Raw genomic sequence first — 18,740 nt, 5'->3', positions numbered from 1 at the left:
CCGGCTCACGCACCATCGCCCGCCCCGCCCTCCAGTACCAGCACCAGCGCGGTCATCACGACGTGACCCGCGTTTCCCGTACTCACCCGCACCCGGTGCGGTCCCGCCGGCAGCCCGGTCAGGCGCGCCACGTAACGGCCCCCGCCCAGGTTGGCCGCCGTCCGCACCGGTCCGCCGTCGGCCGCCACGAGGACGGCCGCCCGGTCGTGGCCGGGTATGTGCGGCGGGACCGTGGCCCGCAGCTCGTAGGCCTCGCCGCCGGTGATCACGTCCGGGGCGTCCACCACCAGCGGGACGTCCGGGGCCTCCGGGCCCCGGTGCACCGGCGGGTCCGGGATGAGCCAGCCGTAGAGGGCCTGGCGCAGCGCCGTGTTGTTCTGGAGCGAACCGTGCTTCTCCCAGGGCGTGTACGCGGGCCGCCCCGCCACCTCCACAGGGGCGCTGGAGAGCCGGGGGACCCGGCCGTCGCCGCCCTCGTCGGTCCCGTTGATCGTGAGCAGTCCGGCCAGCCTCTCGCCCCGGACCTCCGCGGTGGTCGGCGTCGGCTGGCGCACCCCGCTGACCGGCAGGTACTCCACCCCGTACGCCGCTCCCGCGCCGGACTCCCGCAGCGCCTCGTGGAAGCGGGCGGCGTCCTTGAGCAGTGCCGCGTCGGTCCCGGGCAGGCCGGTCACCTCGCGGGCGTACCGCAGCGGCTCGCCCGGTGCGGTGCTCAGCGCGGCGTAGTCGGGGACGAGCTGGTGGAGGGACGGAAGGCTCCGGGCGAACGCGGTGAGGCCGATACCGGCCGGGCCCACTCCGTTGACCAGATACAGCAGGGCGTCCAGGGAACCCCGGTACGGCGTTCCGAGCGTGATCACGAGGCGCGTCGTCTCCGCGCCGCCGCCTCGCTCCACGTAGTGGCGGGCGACCAGTCCGCCCATCGAGTGGCAGACGAGGACGGCCCTGGCCCCGGCCCGCTCCGGTGCCGAGGCCCGCCAGCGGCCGAGCTCCTCCGCCACCCGCCCGGCCAGCCGGCCCGCGTTGTACCGGCAGGAGAGCCGCCAGTCGTAGGCGAAGGCGATCAGGTTGGCGGGGGCGTCGGCCTCGTCCGTCACTCTCCGGCGGCGCAGCGTGAAGTGGCGCTCCAGCCAGTCCAGGAGGCCGTCGTAGCCGTCCACGAGCGTCCCGATGCCCAGCAGCCCGTGCAGGTCGCGCATCGGACCGAGCGGGCTCACGCCGTCGCCCGGGTGCTCGTCGCCCAGGTCCGGGGGGAGCGCCAGGCCCTTGACGGACCGGCCGAACGTACGGATTCCGCGGAGGAGGGCCGGGCCCGAGAGGCCCCAGACCTCGTTCCCGTCCGCGTCCGCCAGCCGGCTGCCGAGAATGCCCGGGACGACGACCACCAGGTCGTGCACCGGGCTGCGAGATGTCATCTGCCGCCGTACCCCCGTGAAATGTGCGCTGCGGTGAGTAGCAGCGTAGTTACGGTACGGACATCCTGGGGGCCGTATGGGGGAAATCGGCCGGCCGGCGCTGCACGTGCGAAAGGCCCCGGAGAAGCGCCCGGAGGCGCCCCGGGGCCTTGCGCGGCGGGCAGCCTTTCGCGGCCGGGGCTACGGCAGCGCCAGCATCCGCTCCAGCGCGAGCTTGGCGTACTTCTCGGTCTCCGGGTCGACCTCGATCCGGTTCACGAGGTTGCCCTCGGCCAGCGATTCCAGCGTCCACACCAGGTGCGGCAGGTCGATCCGGTTCATCGTCGAGCAGAAGCACACCGTCTTGTCGAGGAAGACGATCTCCTTGTCCTCGGCGGCGAAACGGTTCGCCAGCCGGCGGACCAGGTTCAGTTCGGTGCCGATCGCCCACTTGGAACCGGCCGGGGCCGCCTCCAGGGCCTTGATGATGTACTCCGTCGAGCCGACGTGGTCGGCCGCCGACACGACCTCGTGCTTGCACTCCGGGTGCACCAGTACGTTGACGCCGGGTATGCGGGCGCGGACGTCGTTGACGGACTCCACCGAGAAGCGCCCGTGCACCGAGCAGTGCCCGCGCCACAGGATCATCTTCGCGTCGCGCAGCTGCTCGGCGGTCAGACCGCCGTTCGGCTTGTGCGGGTTGTAGAGGACGCAGTCCTCCAGGGTCATCCCCATGTCGCGCACGGCGGTGTTCCGGCCCAGGTGCTGGTCCGGCAGGAAGAGGACCTTCTCACCCTGCTCGAAGGCCCACTCCAGGGCCCGCTTCGCATTGGACGAGGTGCAGATCGTGCCGCCGTGGCGGCCCGTGAAGGCCTTGATGTCGGCGGAGGAGTTCATGTACGAGACGGGCACGACCTGCTCGGCCACCCCGGCATCGGTCAGCACGTCCCAGCACTCGGCGACCTGCTCCGCGGTGGCCATGTCGGCCATCGAGCAGCCCGCCGCCAGGTCCGGCAGCACGACCTTCTGGGCGTCGCCGGTCAGGATGTCCGCGGACTCGGCCATGAAGTGCACGCCGCAGAAGACGATGTACTCCGCCTCCGGACGCGCCGCGGCGTCGCGCGCCAGCTTGAACGAGTCCCCGGTGACGTCCGCGAACTGGATGACCTCGTCGCGCTGGTAGTGGTGCCCGAGGACGAAGACCTTCTCGCCCAGCTTCTCCTTGGCCGCGCGGGCGCGCTCCACCAGGTCCGGGTCGGACGGGGAGGGCAGGTCGCCGGGGCATTCGACGCCGCGCTCGCTCCTGGGGTCGGCGTCGCGGCCGAGCAGGAGCAGGGCGAGGGGCGACGGCTGGACGTCGAGTTCCTGGACGGGGTGGGCCGTGGTCACGTCACGCACCCTTTCTTCTCTGCGAGGAGCTTCTCTACGAGGAGCCTTTTCGTCGAATTGACGTTATCTATCATAACCGCTTCACGTCAGTTTGACGATGCCGATAACGTCAATGTGACGCACCCGCCCGAGGGGCCGGTGTGCGAGCATGAATGGAACAGGCAAGCGCGCGGCCCGGAATGAATCCGCGGCTCCGGCGGTTGCAACGTCGGCAAGCAGACTCCGAACAACCCGGGAGAGAAGCAGATGTCCGTATCGGACGAGACCACCACCGTGAGCGACGGCATCCTCCTGTCCGACGCCGCCGCAGCCAAGGTCAAGGGCCTGCTGGAGCAGGAGGGCCGTGACGACCTGGCGCTGCGCGTCGCCGTCCAGCCCGGCGGCTGCTCGGGCCTGCGCTACCAGCTCTTCTTCGACGAGCGCTCGCTCGACGGCGATGTCGTGAAGGACTTCGGCGGCGTCAAGGTCGTCACCGACCGGATGAGCGCCCCGTACCTGGGCGGCGCCTCCGTCGACTTCGTCGACACCATCGAGAAGCAGGGCTTCACGATCGACAACCCGAACGCCACGGGTTCCTGCGCCTGCGGCGATTCCTTCAGCTAAGGCGCGTACGCGACAGCGCGCGTGCGCGACAGCGGTACGGCGGCGGGGGCCGGGGGGGGGGCCCCGGCGGCCCCCCCCCCCCCGGGCCCGGGGGGGGGGCCCCCCCCCGGGGGGCGCCCCCCCGCCCGCCCCCCCCCCCCCCCACCGCCCCCCCCCCCCCCCCCCGCCCCCCCCCCCCGCCGCCGTACCGCTGTCCTGTCCGGTGCGCCCGCCGAGCGGGCGTCACGTCACTTCCGCGCCACCGCTTCGCCCGACGCCGCGTCGACGACCTTCCGGTCGCCCAGCGGCTGGTCCAGGGTGACCGTACGGGTCAGCTCCTTGGCGATCATGACGCAGACCTTCTTCGGGTCCGGCTTCGACTCCGCCACGGTCACCCGCACGGTGTCACCGTCCTCGCGCGCGCTCACCTCGTACGTACTGCACGCACCGCCCCAGAACGTCACCGAGAGCGTCCGCCCGTCGGCGCTGTACGACTGGACCGCGCCGCCGGCCGGTGTCGTCCCGCCCGTGTCCGGGGTCTTCTCCGACGGGGCTTCCTCCGCCAGGTACTGCGGGTCCACCGCCACCTGGGTGACGGTGGAGCCCGTCCCGCCCGAGGCCGGCCGCACCGTGAAGATCCAGGACGGGACGAGCAGCTGCCCGCCGTCCACGTACCGCGCCGCCAGGCCGAACACGGCCTTGTCGACCGTCACCGTCGTCGTCGCCGGTTCCGCCCCGGTCCGTGCGCCGCAGGTGGCCCCGGACGGCTTCCTGTCGTCCTTCAGCGGCGCCACGGTCGCGCACCCGCCGATGTTCTTGCGGCCGTCGGAGGGCTGTGCGGCGTTCAGCTGCTTCAGTGCCTCGGCCGCGCCGATCACGGGATAGTCGTCGCCCTTCTCCAGGCCCTTCAACTGCCCGCCACCGCCGATCACCTCACCGTCGGCACCGACCTGGATCCCGGTGGCCCAGCCGTACGTCGGCAGTCCGTCCACCACCGGATCCGCGTTCACCACCCGCGCGGAGCCCATCAGCTGACGGGCGTCGAGGGCGGCGCCGTCCTGGCCGGCCGCCTTCAGTACGGGCGCCGCGGCCGCCTTGGCGGACTTCTCGCTCACCGGCGACCCCGAACCGCCCGGAGCCACGTGCTTGCCCGAACAGGTCGCCTTGTTCCCGCAGTTGTCGGTCCCTCCGGAGCCGTAACGGGCGAAGGTCCAGGTGCCGGGCGCCTGCTTGTCCACCCGCAGCACCGGCCCGGAGCCGTCCCCGTCGGAGCCCACCTTCCAGGAGGTGCCCTCGGCCCGCGGGGCGCCCTTCAGGCCGAGCGCCTTCGCCAGCCGGGTCACCTCGGCCGCCGAGACGGTTCCGCTCGTGCGCTGGACGGCGGCCTTCGCCGGACCGTCCGGCAGGGTCCCGGCCGCGCGGTAGACGAGCCGTTCGCCGTGCGGATCGGGCTCGCCCGGTGCGATGCCCCGCGGTGGGGTCGACGGGCTGGTGGAGTGGCCGGCCGGTCCGCCCGTCCGCTCGTCCAGGGAGAGCAGTGGGGGAGTGCCGGTGCCGTTGCCCGCGCTGCCGCTGCCGCCGTCCGCCGCGGTCGCGGCCCAGTACGCGCCGCCGCCACCGGCCAGCAGTACGGCTGCCGCCACCGAGGCCACGGCGAGCGGCGAACGCCGCCGGGGGCCGGTCACATCGTTGTCGGGTCGCTCGGTGCTCACCGGATCGCTCCTTCGCCTGCATTGCCGTCATACGCCTGGCCGGCATATGGCCCGCCCCTCGGGTGCGGACACCGATGGGACGGGGCGCGGGAGCGCACGGTTCCCCCGTGGGGCGGCAGTTGCGGCGGGAGCGCGGTCCGGGAGCGGCCGGCGCGCGATCGTCAGTCGCCGTAATCCGACATCGCGTCGATCAGCCGGGCCGAGGCGGGCGGCACGGTCACCCCGTGAATCAGGGAAGCCGCCACAGGGGTGGCGGCGGCCTTCGCGGGTACCACCCAGTGCGGAGCCATCCGTGCGCAGTCCCCGCGCAGCTCGGCCAGACCGGTCTCGTACTCGAGCGGGACGATGTGTTTCGACATATCCGCACCGTAGGCACCATAAAGCTCAGTAAGAAAGCCCTACTATCGGGTAGTTTTTCCCCTTCGGGTCACCGGGGAAACCGGTAACGTGAGGGGGCCCCGATTTCCGGGCGTTCACCTGTCACGCCGCCCCGGGAACGCGGACACCGTTCCCCCGACCTCCGCAGGAGCAGTCCCCCGTGCGTATCGCAGTCACCGGCTCCATCGCCACCGACCACCTCATGACCTTCCCCGGCCGATTCGCCGACCAGCTGGTCGCCGATCAGCTGCACACGGTCTCGCTCTCCTTCCTGGTCGACAACCTGGACGTGCGCCGGGGAGGTGTCGCCGCCAACATCTGCTTCGGCATGGGCCTGCTCGGCACCGCACCGATCCTGGTCGGCGCCGCGGGCTCCGACTTCGACGAGTACCGGGCCTGGCTCGACCGCCACGGCGTCGACACCGGCTCCGTGCGGATCTCCGAGGTCCTGCACACCGCCCGCTTCGTCTGCACGACGGACGCCGACCACAACCAGATCGGCTCCTTCTACACCGGCGCCATGAGCGAGGCCCGGCTGATCGAGCTGAAGGCCGTCGCCGACCGCGTGGGCGGACTCGACCTGGTCTCCATCGGCGCCGACGACCCGGAGGGCATGCTCCGCCACACGGAGGAGTGCCGCACCCGCGGGATCCCGTTCGCCGCGGACTTCTCGCAGCAGATCGCCCGGATGGACGGCGACGAGATCCGCATCCTGCTCGACGGCGCCACGTACCTCTTCTCCAACGAGTACGAGAAGGGCCTCATCGAGTCCAAGACCGGCTGGACCGACGAGGAGATCCTCTCCAAGGTCGGCCACCGCGTCACCACCCTCGGCTCCCAGGGCGTCCGGATCGAGTGCGTGGGCGAGGAGCCGATCGAGGTCGGCTGCGCCGAGGAGATGAGCAAGACCGACCCGACCGGCGTCGGCGACGCCTTCCGCGCCGGGTTCCTCTCCGGTCTCGCCTGGGGCGTCGGCCTGGAGCGGGCCGCCCAGGTCGGCTGCATGCTCGCCACCCTGGTCATCGAGACGGTCGGCACCCAGGAGTACACCCTGCACCGCACCCACTTCATGGACCGCTTCACCAAGGCCTACGGCCACGAGGCCGCCGCCGAGGTCCGCACGCACCTCGCGTAGGCGGAGCCGCACCCGGTCACGAAAGCCGGCGGACCACATAGGCCGAGCCCCGGTCCGCCGGCTCCTCACCCACGTACTCCTGCTCGCGCATCGCGCACCACGCCGGGATGTCGAGCCGGGCCGCCTCGTCGTCGGACAGCACGGTCACCGTCCCGCCCACCGGTACCCCTCCGATCACCTTTGCCAGTTCGATCACCGGGACCGGGCAGCGCCTCCCCAGCGCGTCGACGACCAGGGAGGCCGCCGGGGCGGGGGAGGGGGCGGCCGCGGCGGGCGCCCCCAGCTTCTCCCGCACCCCCGCCACCACTCCGGGAAGCACATCGAGGAAGCGGTCGACGTCCTCCTCCGCGGTGCCCGCCGGCAGCGACACCCGGACGTTGCCCTCCGACAGCACCCCCATGGCCTTCAGCACATGGCTCGGGGTCAGGGTGCTGCTCGTGCACGACGAGCCGGACGACACGGAGAAACCCGCCCGGTCCAGCTCGTGCAGCAGAGTCTCCCCGTCGACATAGAGACAGGAGAAGGTGACCAGATGCGGCAGTCGCCGCACCGGATCGCCGACGACCTCCACATCGGGCACCAGCGCCGGCACCCGGCTCCGGATCCGCTCCACCAGCGCCCGCAGCCGCACCGACTCGGCGTCCGCCTCCGCCCGCACCGCCCGCAGGGACGCCGCCGCGGCCACGATCGCCGGAATGTTCTCGAAGCCGGCGGCGCGCCCCGACTCCCGCTCGTCGGCCGGTCCTTGGACCGCGAACCTGACCCCCTTGCGCACCGCCAGCAGCCCGACCCCGGCCGGACCGCCCCACTTGTGGGCACTCGCCGCCAGCAGCGACCAGCCGCCCGGCACCGGCCCCCGGCCCAGCGACTGCGCGGCGTCCACCAGCAGCGGCACCCCCGCCTCCCGGCAGAGCCCGGCGACCTCGGCCACCGGCTGCTCCGTGCCCACCTCGTGGTTGGCGGACTGGAGGCAGGCCAGCGCGGTGTCCTCGCGCAGCACCGCTCCGTACGCCGCCGGGCCCACCGCCCCCGAGCGGTCCACCGGCACCTCCGTGACCGATCCGCCCCGGCTCTCGTGGTCGGCGGCCGAATGGAGGACGGAAGAGTGTTCGACCGCGGAGACCACCAGATGGCGGCCGACACGCCGACGCCCGGCGAGAGCCCCGGAAATTCCGGAGTGCACCGCCCGGGTGCCCGACGAGGTGAAGGAGAGCTCGTCGGGACGGCAGCCGACGGCCTCCGCCGCCGCCTCCCTGGCCGCGTCCAGCAGCAGCCGGGCGCGGCGCCCCTCGCGGTGGAGCCTGGCCGGATCGGCCCAGCCCTCGTCCAGTGCGGCAAGCAGCGCCTGGCGGGCGACGGGGTGGAGGGGGGCGGCGGACGCGGCGTCGAAGTAGGGCACCCGGCCACGCTAGCCCGGTCCGGACCCCGGCTCGGGACCGGCCGCCCACCCGGTCGGGAGAGGGGGCGTCAGATGGCGGTCGGAGGCGCGGATTCCACCCCTTCGGGGAGTCGGGCGGCGCGTTGGGCACCCTCCCCGCGCGACCCCAAATAGCGTCCAGTAGGGTTTGGTCCGCATAAACATCCAAACCCCTGCCCGCGTCAGGGGCGGCGACCGACAAACGAGACGGGCGCGCCGACCGTGCGGGCGAGACTCTCGGGAAGGCGCTACGTGAGTCCCAACGGCTCCGACCGCTCGTCGCGGCGCCCGATGCGGCGGAAGCTGCCGCAGGTGCTGACTGCGGCCCTGATCCTGGCGACCGCAACCGGTTGCACATACAAGGATTTCCCCCGCCTTGGTATGCCTACGCCGGTAACGGAAGAGGCCCCACGGATCCTTTCCCTCTGGCAGGGCTCGTGGGCGGCAGCGCTCGCCACGGGTGTGCTGGTCTGGGGCCTGATCCTGTGGAGCGTCATCTTCCACCGGCGCAGCCGCACCAAGGTGGAGGTTCCTCCGCAGACCCGGTACAACATGCCGATCGAGGCGTTGTACACCGTGGTCCCTCTGATCATCGTGTCGGTGTTGTTCTACTTCACCGCGCGCGACGAATCGAAGCTTCTAGAGCTCTCCCCGAAGCCCGCCCACACGGTCAACGTGGTCGGCTACCAGTGGAGCTGGGGCTTCAACTACATCGAGAACGTGGACGGCTCGACCGCCACGGGCAACAAGATCCCCAAGGAGCTCGACGCCATCCCGGACCGGTTCCGCAAGGACTTCCCCAAGGGTGCTGACGGCGTCTACGACGTCGGCGTCCCGGGAACCCGGAACCCGCAGACCGGCAACCCGGGGCCGACCCTGTGGCTGGCCAAGGGCGAGAAGGTCCGCTTCATCCTGACTTCGCGTGACGTCATCCACTCCTTCTGGGTGGTGCCGTTCCTCATGAAGCAGGACGTCATTCCGGGCCACACCAACTCCTTCGAGGTGACTCCCAACCAGGAGGGCACCTTCATGGGCAAGTGCGCCGAGCTCTGTGGCGTCGACCACTCCCGGATGCTCTTCAACGTCAAGGTCGTCTCCCCGGAGCGCTATCAGGCGCACCTCAAGGAGCTGGCGAAGAAGGGCAACACGGGCTACGTGCCGGCCGGCATCGAGCAGACTGACCCGGCCAGGAATGCGGAGACGAACAAACTGTGAGCATCCTCAATGAACCTCAGGGTGCCGCGGCAGCAGACGACTCGTACGAGGACGAGCTGCCGGTCCGGCCCAAGCAGCCGGGAAACGTCGTCATCAAGTGGCTGACCACCACTGACCACAAGACGATCGGCACGATGTACCTGGTCACATCGTTCGCCTTCTTCTGCATCGGCGGTCTGCTCGCGCTCTTCATGCGCGCCGAGCTGGCCCGTCCGGGCACGCAGATCATGTCGAACGAGCAGTTCAACCAGGCGTTCACGATGCACGGCACGATCATGCTGCTGATGTTCGCGACGCCGCTGTTCGCCGGGTTCGCGAACTGGATCATGCCGCTGCAGATCGGCGCGCCCGACGTGGCGTTCCCGCGACTGAACATGTTCGCGTACTGGCTGTACCTCTTCGGCTCGCTCATCGCGGTGGCCGGCTTCCTCACCCCGCAGGGTGCGGCGGACTTCGGCTGGTTCGCCTACTCCCCGCTCTCGGACGCGGTCCGCTCGCCGGGCGTCGGCGCCGATATGTGGATCATGGGTCTGGCCTTCTCCGGATTCGGCACGATCCTCGGTTCGGTCAACTTCATCACCACGATCATCTGCATGCGCGCACCCGGCATGACGATGTTCCGCATGCCGATCTTCGTCTGGAACGTCCTGCTGACCGGTGTGCTGGTCCTGCTGGCCTTCCCGGTCCTCGCCGCGGCGCTCTTCGCGCTGGAGGCGGACCGAAAATTCGGGGCGCATGTATTCGACGCGGCCAACGGCGGCGCATTGCTCTGGCAACACCTCTTCTGGTTCTTCGGCCATCCAGAGGTGTACATCATCGCTTTGCCCTTCTTCGGGATCGTCTCCGAAGTGATCCCGGTGTTCAGCAGAAAGCCGATGTTCGGATACATCGGCCTGATCGGCGCGACGATCGCCATCGCGGGTCTGTCCGTGACCGTGTGGGCGCACCACATGTACGTCACCGGCGGTGTGCTGTTGCCGTTCTTCTCGTTCATGACGTTCCTCATCGCGGTACCCACCGGGGTGAAGTTCTTCAACTGGATCGGCACGATGTGGAAGGGCTCGCTGTCCTTCGAGACACCGATGCTCTGGGCCGTCGGCTTCCTGATCACCTTCGCCTTCGGTGGTCTGACCGGCGTCATCCTCGCGTCGCCGCCGATGGACTTCCACGTCTCGGACTCGTACTTCGTGGTGGCGCACTTCCACTACGTGGTCTTCGGCACCGTGGTCTTCGCGATGTTCTCCGGGTTCCACTTCTGGTGGCCGAAGTTCACCGGGAAGATGCTGGACGAGCGGCTCGGCAAGATCACCTTCTGGACGCTGTTCGTGGGCTTCCACGGCACGTTCCTGGTGCAGCACTGGCTGGGCGCGGAGGGCATGCCGCGTCGTTACGCGGACTACCTCGCGGCGGACGGCTTCACCGCGCTGAACACGGTCTCGACGATCTCCTCGTTCCTGCTCGGCCTGTCGATCCTGCCGTTCTTCTACAACGTCTGGAAGACGGCCAAGTACGGCAAGAAGATCGAGGTCGACGACCCGTGGGGTTACGGCCGTTCGCTGGAGTGGGCGACGTCCTGCCCGCCGCCGCGGCACAACTTCATCACGCTGCCGCGCATCCGTTCCGAATCCCCGGCGTTCGACCTGCACCACCCGGAGATCACGGCGCTCGAACAGCTGGAGCACCACTCCGAGGGTGACAAGGCCCTCGCCGGCGGCAAGGAGGCGGGCAAGTGAAGATTCAGGGCAAGCTGTTCCTCTGGCTTTCGGTCTTCATCCTCGCCATGGCCGTCACGTACGGCGTGTGGTCCAAGGAGCCGGCCGGCACCACCGCGCTCGTCCTGGCCTTCGGCCTGAGCGTCATGATCGGCTTCTACCTGGCCTTCACGGCCCGGCGGATCGACGCTCTGGCGCAGGACAACAAGGAAGCCGACGTGGCGGACGAGGCCGGCGACGTGGGGTTCTTCTCCCCGCACAGCTGGCAGCCGCTCTCGCTGGCGCTCGGCGGCGCACTCGCCTTCATGGGAGTCGTCTTCGGCTGGTGGCTGCTCTACTTCTCGCTCCCGGTCATCCTGATCGGTCTGTTCGGCTGGGTCTTCGAGTACTACCGCGGTGAGAACCGCACCCAGTGACACCGCTCCACCCGTGACACCGCTCCACCTGACGGGGGGCCCGCACTTCCACGAGAAGTGCGGGCCCCCCGTTTGCAGTCACCCCGCGCGCTGAAACGAATGAATCTTCTTAGCGTGGGTTCATGAACCACACGCCGCGCATCCGTCCCGTAGTGAGCTGCACTCTGCTGGTCGTGACCCTGCTCGCAGGGATGACCGCCTGTGGGGAGTCCGGCAGCCATCCGCTCTCGGCGAAGCCGTACGACGCCGTGGACGAGATCTCCTCCAACGCGCCCGACGGCGGCGAGAAGGTCGACCCGGACAAGCCCCTCGAAGTCGGCGTCGACGGCGACGACGGCCGGATCACCGATGTGACGGCCGTGGACACCGCAGGACGCCATCTGGCGGGCGAACTCGACGCCGACGGAAAGCGCTGGCACTCCACCGCCCCGCTCGCCGCAGGCACCCGGTACACCGTCAAGGTCAGCATGGAGGACCACGACGGCGCCCCAGGGGGCCGCACGCTCTCCTTCGAGACCGCCTCCGCCAAGAAGTTCCTGAAGGTCACCTTCGGCCCTCAGGCGGGCACCTACGGCGTCGGACAGCCCGTTACGGCGGTTCTCAGCGCCCCGGTCGCCGACAAGGCGGCCCGCGCCACCGTCGAGCGTGCGCTGAAGGTGCGCTCCACGCCCTCCGTGACCGGCTCCTGGTACTGGGTCGACGACAAGACGCTGCACTACCGGCCGCGGGAGTACTGGCCGGCCAAGGCCACCATCGAGGTCAGCAGCAATCTGGCCGGCATCAAGGTGACCAGCGCGCTGTACGGGGCTCCCGCGAAAGCGTTGAAGATCACTACCGGCGACCGGATCGAGGCCGTCACCGACGCCTCCGAGCACTCCATGACGGTCAAGCGCAACGGAGAAGTGATCAACACCATTCCGGTGACCACGGGCAAGCCCGGCTTCTCCACCCGCAACGGCGTCAAGGTCGTGCTGGGCAAGGAGTACTACGTACGTATGCGCGGGGAGACCATCGGCATCTCCGAGGGCTCGTCCGACTCGTACGACCTGCCGGTCTACTACGCGACCCGGGTCACCTGGAGCGGCGAGTACGTCCACGCGGCCCCCTGGTCCACCGGGTCGCAGGGCGTCGCGAACGTCAGCCACGGCTGCACCGGCATGAGCACCAGCGAGGCGGAATGGTTCTACGACACCGTGCGCGAGGGCGACATCGTCAGCGTCGTCGGCAGCGAGGGCGAGACCATGACGCCGTTCGACAACGGTTACGGCGACTGGAACCTGTCCTGGGCCAAGTGGCAGAAGGGCAGCGCACTCCAGAACGACACGCCCGACCGGGTGGACACGGTTCAGACGGCCCGACTGCGCCCCGAGGTCTGACCGGGGACTGGCGCCGCTCCTCGGAGGGAGCGGCGCCAGGAGGAGGGTCCGGCGGTCCCTCAGGCCCCCACGGAGAGCCTGGTGCGCAGCAGGGCGGCCAGGGCGTCCGCGAACCCGACCGGCTCGACCGGAAGGGTCACCGCGGCGTCCGCGCGGCTCCAGGTGGCCAGCCAGGCGTCCTGCGGGCGCCCGATCAGCAGCAGTACGGGTGGGCAGCGGAAGATCTCGTCCTTGATCTGGCGGCAGACGCCCATGCCGCCGGCGGGCGCGGTCTCACCGTCCAACACGCAGACGTCCACGCCTCCGTGGTCGAGTGCGTCCAGGACGGCGGGCAGGGTGGCGCACTCCAGGAACTCCACCGGCGGCACGTCCGCCGCGGGCCTGCGCCCTGCTGCCAGCCTCACCTGCTCACGGGTGTGTGCGTTGTCGCTGTAGACCAGGACCGTGGCGGTCGGCTGCATTGTTCCTCCGTGACATCTGTGTCTTCGGGGCATGGGGGACCGATGCGCGGATCGTACTCCGCCCGACAGCCTGTCAGCACCGCCCGGGACGGCGGATTCATGGGCCGTTCGGGGAGGACACACGCCTCTGACACACCGAACGGCACCCCCCGGAGTGAGGGCGGGATAAGCGACCGACATAATGTCGGTCGTGGCGACAGCAACGACAGTAGAAACCGGGCACGCGCACCCGTCGGTCAATCGGCCGAACCTCACCAGCGTCGGAACCATCATCTGGTTGAGTTCCGAGCTGATGTTCTTCGCGGCCCTCTTCGCGATGTACTTCACCCTGCGATCGGTGACCGGACCAGATCACTGGAAGGAAATGGCGTCGTCCCTGAACGTTCCGTTCTCGGCGACGAACACGACCATCCTGGTGCTCTCCTCACTCACTTGCCAGCTCGGCGTCTTCGCCGCGGAGCGGGGCGATGTGAAGAAGCTCCGCGCCTGGTTCGTGATCACTTTCGTGATGGGTGCGATCTTCATCGGAGGCCAGATCTTCGAGTACACCGAGCTGGTGAAGGAGGACGGCCTCTCGCTGTCCTCCGATCCGTACGGCTCGGTGTTCTACCTGACCACCGGCTTCCACGGTCTGCATGTGACAGGCGGTCTCATCGCCTTCCTGTTCGTTCTGGGCAGGACATACGCGGCCAAGAGGTTCACCCATGAACAGGCGACCGCTGCCATCGTCGTGTCCTATTACTGGCACTTCGTCGATGTTGTGTGGATCGGCCTTTTTGCCACGATCTACTTGATCAAGTAACCGGGCCCGAGCCCGAACCACATCCAGCATCGACCATCGACGCAGAAGATCCTGACACCGGGGTAATCCGTGAAAAAGCTCTCCGCACGACGACGCCATCCGTTGGCGGCGGTCGTCGTACTACTCCTCGCGCTGGCGGCTACTGGGGGGCTGTACGCCGCGTTTGCGCCCGCGAGTAAGGCGCAGGCCGACGACACCGCCCAGTCCCTCGCCATCGACGAGGGCAAGAAGCTGTACTCCGTCGGTTGCGCCAGCTGCCACGGAACCGGCGGTGAGGGAACCACCGACGGGCCCCAGCTTGTCGGCGTGGGCTCCGCCGCCGTGGACTTCCAGGTCGGTACGGGCCGTATGCCGGCGCAGCAGCCGGGTGCCCAGGTACCGAAGAAGAAGGTCATCTACAACCAGGCCGAGATCGACCAGCTCGCGGCGTACGTCGCGTCGCTCGGCGCCGGCCCGATCGTCCCCACCAAGAGCCAGGTCAGCCCTGAGGGCGCGGACGTGGCCAAGGGCGGCGACCTGTTCCGTACCAACTGCGCGCAGTGCCACAACTTCACGGGTCAGGGCGGTGCCCTGACCAAGGGCAAGTACGCTCCCACCCTTGAGGGCGTGGACCCGAAGCACATGTACGAGGCCATGCAGACCGGTCCTCAGAGCATGCCGTCCTTCCCCGACACGACGATGCCCACTCAGCAGAAGAAGGACATCATCGCGTACATCCAGACCGTGAACAGCGCTGAGTCGGAGAGCCCCGGTGGCCTCAAGCTCGGCGGTCTCGGTCCGGTCAGCGAGGGTCTGTTCGGCTGGATCTTCGGGCTCGGCGCACTGATCGCAGTTGCCGTCTGGGTCGCGGCCCACACCGCTAAGGCCAAGAAGTCATGAGTAGCCAAGAGATTCCAGAAGAGAACCTGCCCGCAGAGCAGGCCCCCGCGCACGGCGCGGTAGAGGGTGCGGACGATCCGTTCGCCGACCCGGGACTCCCGGCCCACCAGCCGCGGGTCCAGGACATCGACGAACGGGCCGCGGACCGGTCCGAGCGCGCGGTCGCGTTCATGTTCACGCTGTCCATGCTGGCGACGGTCGGCTTCATCGCCTCCTACGTCATCTTCCCGGTCGACAAGATCGTCTACATCTTCCCGTTCGGTCATGTGAGCGCGCTCAACTTCTCCCTGGGGCTGACCCTGGGCGTGGCGCTCTTCGCGATCGGCGCGGGAGCCGTCCACTGGGCGCGCACCCTGATGTCCGACGTGGAGGTCGCCGACGAGCGGCACGCGATCTCGGCCGAGCCCGAGGTCAAGGCGAAGGTTCTCGCCGACTTCGCGGCCGGTGCCGAGGAGTCCGCGTTCGGCCGGCGCAAGCTGATCCGCAACACCATGTTCGGCGCGCTGGCCCTGGTGCCGCTCGCCGGTGTGGTGCTGCTGCGCGACCTCGGTCCGCTGCCGGAGAAGAAGCTCCGCTCCACCCTGTGGGCCAAGGGCAAGCAGCTCGTCAACATGAACACCATGCAGCCGCTCCGTCCCGAGGACGTGGCTGTCGGTTCGCTGACCTTCGCCATGCCCGAGGGCCTGGAGGAGCACGCGGAGGACTTCCAGAAGCAGATCGCCAAGGCCGCGCTGATGATCATCCGCATCGAGCCGTCCGACATCAAGGACAAGCGCGAGCGGGAGTGGGCCCACGAGGGCATCGTGGCCTTCTCGAAGATCTGCACCCACGTCGGCTGCCCGATCAGCCTGTACGAGCAGCAGACGCACCACGTGCTCTGCCCGTGCCACCAGTCAACCTTCGACCTCTCCGACGGCGCCCGCGTCATCTTCGGTCCGGCCGGTCACGCCCTTCCGCAGCTGCGGATCGGCGTGAACAGCGAGGGCAACCTCGAGGCGCTCGGTGACTTCGAAGAGCCCGTCGGTCCTGCATTCTGGGAGCGCGGATGAGTACTGCGACCGATACGAAGCGCAAGGCGCCCGCCGGTGAGAAGATGGCCGACTGGGCGGACGGCCGGCTCGGGATCTACTCCCTGGCCAAGGCCAACATGCGCAAGATCTTCCCGGACCACTGGTCCTTCATGCTCGGCGAGATCTGCCTCTACAGCTTCATCATCATCATCCTCACGGGTGTGTACCTGACGCTGTTCTTCCACCCGAGCATGAACGAGGTCGTGTACCACGGCCCGTACGAGCCCATGCAGGGCATCCGGATGTCCGAGGCCTACGCCTCGACGCTGAACATCAGCTTCGACGTCCGCGGTGGTCTGCTGGTCCGGCAGATCCACCACTGGGCCGCGCTGATCTTCCTGGCCGGCATGTTCGTGCACATGATGCGTGTCTTCTTCACGGGCGCGTTCCGCAAGCCGCGTGAGATCAACTGGCTGTTCGGCTTCCTGCTGTTCGTGCTCGGTATGTTCACCGGCTTCACCGGCTACTCGCTCCCGGACGACCTGCTCTCGGGTACGGGTGTCCGGTTCATGCAGGGCGCGATCCTGTCCATGCCGATCGTCGGCACGTACCTGTCGATGTTCCTGTTCGGCGGGGAGTTCCCGGGCGGCGATGTCATCGCCCGGTTCTACTCGGTCCACATCCTGCTGCTGCCCGGCATCATGATGGGGCTGCTGGTGGCGCACCTGATCCTGGTCTTCTACCACAAGCACACGCAGTTCGCGGGTCCCGGCCGGACCAACAAGAACGTGGTCGGCATGCCGCTGCTGCCGGTGTACATGGCGAAGGCCGGAGGGTTCTTCTTCCTGGTCTTCGGCGTCATCGCCGCCATCTCGGGCATCGCCTCGATCAACCCGATCTGGGCCATCGGGCCCTACCGCCCGGACCAGGTGTCCACCGGCGCGCAGCCCGACTGGTACATGGGGTTCTCCGAGGGCCTGATCCGTGTGATGCCGGGCTGGGAGATCAACCTCTGGGGCCACACGCTGGTCCTGGGTGTGCTCGTGCCGCTCATGATCTTCCCGCTGGTGCTGGTCGCGATCGCCGTGTACCCGTTCGTCGAGTCCTGGGTCACCGGGGACAAGCGCGAGCACCACATCCTGGACCGGCCGCGCAACGCGCCGACGCGCACCGCCTTCGGCGTCGCGTGGATCACGTGGTACTTCGTACTGCTGGTCGGTGGTGGCAACGACCTCTGGGCCACGCACTTCCATCTGTCGATCAACTCGATCACCTGGTTCGTGCGGATCGCGTTCTTCGTCGCTCCCGTCCTGGCGTTCATCGCCACCAAGCGGATCTGCCTCGGCCTTCAGCGCCGGGACAAGGAGAAGGTGCTGCACGGGCGCGAGTCCGGGCTCATCAAGCGCCTGCCGCACGGTGAGTTCGTCGAGGTCCACGAGCCGCTGTCGCAGGGTCAGCTGCACACCCTCACCGCGCACGAGCAGTACACGCCGGTCGAGATCGGCCCGCTGGTCGACGAGAACGGCGTCAAGCGCAAGGTGTCGCCGGTGGAGAAGCTGCGGGCCAGGCTCAGCAAGGGCTACTACGGCGAGAACAACCAGATCGTCAAGCCTTCCGCCGAGGAGTACAAGGAGATCACCGACGGCCACGGCCACCACTGATCACCTGAACTGATCGCCACAGCAGGAGCCCCGCCCATCCATACGATGGACGGGGCTCTTCGCTGTCCCCGGCGCTCGATAGGGTGGTCACATCCCCTTATCGGCTGTGGACCCCAGGAGCGGACCATGAACGTTGTGACCCCGGTCGGCGGCGACAGCGTGGCGGCTCGTTCCTGGCCCGGCGTGCTGACCCCGCTGCTGCGCGGCGAGGACCTGAGCGCCGACGACACCGCGTGGGCGATGGACCGCATCATGAGCGGTGAGGCGACCGACGTGCAGATCGCCGGCTTCGCGGTCGCCCTGCGCGCCAAGGGCGAGACCGTCACGGAGGTCACCGGTCTGGTCCGTGCGATGTACGAGCACGCCACCACCATCCACGTGCCCGGCCGTACGGTCGACATCGTCGGCACCGGCGGCGACATGGCCAAGACGGTCAACATCTCCACCATGTCCGCGATCGTGGTGGCGGGGGCCGGGGCCAAGGTCGTCAAGCACGGCAACCGCGCCTCCTCCTCGGCCAGCGGCTCCTCCGATGTCCTGGGCAAGCTCGGCGTCAACCTGGATCTGTCGCCGCAGCGCGTGGTCGAGGTGGCCGAGGAAGCGGGCATCACCTTCTGCTTCGCGGTGAAGTTCCACCCCGCCCTGCGGTACGCGGCGAAGGCACGGTCGGAGCTGGGCGCCCCGACCACCTTCAACATCCTCGGTCCGCTCACCAATCCGGCCCAGGTCCGCTCCCAGGCCATCGGCGTCGCCGACCTGCGGATGGCGCCCATCGTCGCGGGCGTGCTCGCCGAACGCGGCAACTCCGCGCTGGTCTTCCGCGGCGACGACGGCCTGGACGAGCTGACCACCACCGCGACCTCCCGGGTCTGGGTGGCCCGGGACGGCGTCGTGCGCGAGCAGGCCTTCGACCCGCGCGACGTCGGCCTGGAACTGGTGCCGGTGGAAGCGCTGCGCGGCGCCGACGCCTCGTACAACGCCGATGTGGCCCGCCGCCTGCTGGCCGGTGAGAAGGGCCCGGTACGGGACGCCGTCCTGCTCAACTCGGCGGCGGCCCTGGTCGCGCTGGACCAGGGGGAGGGCACGCTCACCGAGCAGCTCGCCGCCGGTATCGCGAAGGCCGCCGAGTCCATCGACTCCGGGTCCGCCGGCCGGGTGCTGGAGAGATGGGTCAGGGCGAGCAACGCCTGACCGTGCGGAA

The 18,740-nt window shown here is 69.2% G+C and carries 17 protein-coding genes; 11 read left to right on the top strand and 6 right to left on the bottom strand.

Going from position 1 to position 18,740, the window contains the following annotated elements; translation table 11 throughout:
- Positions 1 to 5 precede the first annotated feature (5 nt).
- Positions 6 to 1,415, bottom strand: a complete 1,410-nt coding sequence (locus ACIO3R_RS05670) for an esterase/lipase family protein (RefSeq protein WP_385040932.1) — start codon at positions 1,413 to 1,415, stop codon at positions 6 to 8.
- A 180-nt stretch (positions 1,416 to 1,595) separates the two neighbouring features.
- Positions 1,596 to 2,792 carry a quinolinate synthase NadA gene (gene nadA / locus ACIO3R_RS05665; RefSeq protein WP_385040930.1) on the bottom strand — a complete coding sequence of 399 codons (1,197 nt, stop codon included), beginning with the start codon at positions 2,790 to 2,792 and terminating at the stop codon, positions 1,596 to 1,598.
- 237 nt (positions 2,793 to 3,029) lie between these two features.
- On the opposite strand from nadA, the gene ACIO3R_RS05660 reads away from it, so the two are divergent.
- Positions 3,030 to 3,386, top strand: a complete 357-nt coding sequence (locus ACIO3R_RS05660) for an iron-sulfur cluster assembly accessory protein (protein ID WP_024488899.1) — start codon at positions 3,030 to 3,032, stop codon at positions 3,384 to 3,386.
- Positions 3,387 to 3,613: 227 nt separating this feature from the next.
- Here ACIO3R_RS05660 and ACIO3R_RS05655 read toward each other — a convergent pair whose 3' ends face one another.
- Both ACIO3R_RS05655 and ACIO3R_RS05650 read right to left on the bottom strand, forming a co-directional pair.
- Positions 3,614 to 5,077 carry a hypothetical protein gene (locus tag ACIO3R_RS05655; protein ID WP_402103600.1) on the bottom strand — a complete coding sequence of 488 codons (1,464 nt, stop codon included), beginning with the start codon at positions 5,075 to 5,077 and terminating at the stop codon, positions 3,614 to 3,616.
- A 161-nt stretch (positions 5,078 to 5,238) separates the two neighbouring features.
- Positions 5,239 to 5,436, bottom strand: a complete 198-nt coding sequence (locus tag ACIO3R_RS05650) for a hypothetical protein (protein WP_402103597.1) — start codon at positions 5,434 to 5,436, stop codon at positions 5,239 to 5,241.
- Between the two features lie 179 nt (positions 5,437 to 5,615).
- Between ACIO3R_RS05650 and ACIO3R_RS05645 the strand changes: the two genes are divergently transcribed.
- A complete protein-coding gene (locus ACIO3R_RS05645; RefSeq protein ID WP_385027888.1) occupies positions 5,616 to 6,590 on the top strand; it encodes a carbohydrate kinase family protein in 975 nt (324 codons plus the stop codon).
- 16 nt (positions 6,591 to 6,606) lie between these two features.
- On the opposite strand, the gene ACIO3R_RS05640 is transcribed toward ACIO3R_RS05645, so the two are convergent.
- Positions 6,607 to 7,989 carry a cysteine desulfurase/sulfurtransferase TusA family protein gene (locus ACIO3R_RS05640; RefSeq protein WP_402103595.1) on the bottom strand — a complete coding sequence of 461 codons (1,383 nt, stop codon included), beginning with the start codon at positions 7,987 to 7,989 and terminating at the stop codon, positions 6,607 to 6,609.
- 270 nt (positions 7,990 to 8,259) lie between these two features.
- Here ACIO3R_RS05640 and coxB point away from each other — a divergent pair, with 270 nt between their 5' ends.
- The 4 genes from coxB (at position 8,260) to ACIO3R_RS05620 (ending at position 12,726) form a co-directional block, all read left to right on the top strand.
- Positions 8,260 to 9,222 carry a cytochrome c oxidase subunit II gene (gene coxB / locus ACIO3R_RS05635; protein WP_402103592.1) on the top strand — a complete coding sequence of 321 codons (963 nt, stop codon included), beginning with the start codon at positions 8,260 to 8,262 and terminating at the stop codon, positions 9,220 to 9,222.
- Positions 9,219 to 10,955, top strand: coding sequence for a cytochrome c oxidase subunit I (gene ctaD, locus ACIO3R_RS05630; protein ID WP_385027879.1), 1,737 nt, complete (start codon positions 9,219 to 9,221; stop codon positions 10,953 to 10,955). The genes coxB and ctaD overlap by 4 nt, the downstream gene beginning before the upstream one ends.
- Positions 10,952 to 11,350 carry a cytochrome c oxidase subunit 4 gene (locus ACIO3R_RS05625; protein ID WP_363021320.1) on the top strand — a complete coding sequence of 133 codons (399 nt, stop codon included), beginning with the start codon at positions 10,952 to 10,954 and terminating at the stop codon, positions 11,348 to 11,350. The genes ctaD and ACIO3R_RS05625 overlap by 4 nt, the downstream gene beginning before the upstream one ends.
- A 122-nt stretch (positions 11,351 to 11,472) precedes the next feature.
- Positions 11,473 to 12,726, top strand: a complete 1,254-nt coding sequence (locus tag ACIO3R_RS05620) for an Ig-like domain-containing protein (protein ID WP_385037966.1) — start codon at positions 11,473 to 11,475, stop codon at positions 12,724 to 12,726.
- 59 nt (positions 12,727 to 12,785) lie between these two features.
- On the opposite strand, the gene ACIO3R_RS05615 is transcribed toward ACIO3R_RS05620, so the two are convergent.
- Positions 12,786 to 13,187 carry a hypothetical protein gene (locus ACIO3R_RS05615; protein WP_363021322.1) on the bottom strand — a complete coding sequence of 134 codons (402 nt, stop codon included), beginning with the start codon at positions 13,185 to 13,187 and terminating at the stop codon, positions 12,786 to 12,788.
- A 181-nt stretch (positions 13,188 to 13,368) separates the two neighbouring features.
- Between ACIO3R_RS05615 and ACIO3R_RS05610 the strand changes: the two genes are divergently transcribed.
- The 5 genes from ACIO3R_RS05610 to trpD all read left to right on the top strand — a co-directional run bounded on the left by ACIO3R_RS05610 (position 13,369) and on the right by trpD (position 18,730).
- Positions 13,369 to 13,989, top strand: a complete 621-nt coding sequence (locus ACIO3R_RS05610; RefSeq protein ID WP_363021323.1) for a heme-copper oxidase subunit III — start codon at positions 13,369 to 13,371, stop codon at positions 13,987 to 13,989.
- A gap of 69 nt (positions 13,990 to 14,058) precedes the next feature.
- The gene (locus ACIO3R_RS05605; protein WP_385037963.1) at positions 14,059 to 14,868 is read left to right on the top strand and encodes a c-type cytochrome; all 810 of its coding nucleotides are present in this window, start codon (positions 14,059 to 14,061) and stop codon (positions 14,866 to 14,868) included.
- Positions 14,865 to 15,917: a Rieske 2Fe-2S domain-containing protein gene (locus tag ACIO3R_RS05600; protein WP_385037960.1), complete on the top strand. Its 1,053-nt coding sequence runs from the start codon at positions 14,865 to 14,867 to the stop codon at positions 15,915 to 15,917. Before ACIO3R_RS05605 ends, ACIO3R_RS05600 begins: the two co-directional genes overlap by 4 nt.
- Positions 15,914 to 17,539: a cytochrome bc complex cytochrome b subunit gene (locus ACIO3R_RS05595; RefSeq protein WP_402103586.1), complete on the top strand. Its 1,626-nt coding sequence runs from the start codon at positions 15,914 to 15,916 to the stop codon at positions 17,537 to 17,539. Before ACIO3R_RS05600 ends, ACIO3R_RS05595 begins: the two co-directional genes overlap by 4 nt.
- A 126-nt stretch (positions 17,540 to 17,665) precedes the next feature.
- Complete coding sequence (gene trpD / locus ACIO3R_RS05590) at positions 17,666 to 18,730, top strand: anthranilate phosphoribosyltransferase (RefSeq protein WP_402103583.1); 1,065 nt, start codon at positions 17,666 to 17,668, stop codon at positions 18,728 to 18,730.
- Positions 18,731 to 18,740 lie beyond the last annotated feature (10 nt).

The organism is Streptomyces sp. NPDC087428 (assembly GCF_044744085.1).
Taxonomy (GTDB): Bacteria; Actinomycetota; Actinomycetes; order Streptomycetales; family Streptomycetaceae; genus Streptomyces.
The sequence above is the reverse complement of the archived record's forward strand: the minus strand, read 5'-3'. Positions and strand labels throughout refer to the sequence as shown.

Coding starts and splice junctions, on each gene's coding strand:
- ACIO3R_RS05595 (WP_402103586.1), top strand. CDS start 15,914: ATGAGTACTGCGACCGATACGAAGCGCAAGGCGCCCGCCGGTGAGAAG.
- ACIO3R_RS05670 (WP_385040932.1), bottom strand. CDS start 1,415: ATGACATCTCGCAGCCCGGTGCACGACCTGGTGGTCGTCGTCCCGGGC.
- ACIO3R_RS05600 (WP_385037960.1), top strand. CDS start 14,865: ATGAGTAGCCAAGAGATTCCAGAAGAGAACCTGCCCGCAGAGCAGGCC.
- ACIO3R_RS05615 (WP_363021322.1), bottom strand. CDS start 13,187: ATGCAGCCGACCGCCACGGTCCTGGTCTACAGCGACAACGCACACACC.
- ACIO3R_RS05650 (WP_402103597.1), bottom strand. CDS start 5,436: ATGTCGAAACACATCGTCCCGCTCGAGTACGAGACCGGTCTGGCCGAG.
- trpD (WP_402103583.1), top strand. CDS start 17,666: ATGAACGTTGTGACCCCGGTCGGCGGCGACAGCGTGGCGGCTCGTTCC.
- ACIO3R_RS05620 (WP_385037966.1), top strand. CDS start 11,473: ATGAACCACACGCCGCGCATCCGTCCCGTAGTGAGCTGCACTCTGCTG.
- ACIO3R_RS05610 (WP_363021323.1), top strand. CDS start 13,369: ATGTCGGTCGTGGCGACAGCAACGACAGTAGAAACCGGGCACGCGCAC.
- ACIO3R_RS05660 (WP_024488899.1), top strand. CDS start 3,030: ATGTCCGTATCGGACGAGACCACCACCGTGAGCGACGGCATCCTCCTG.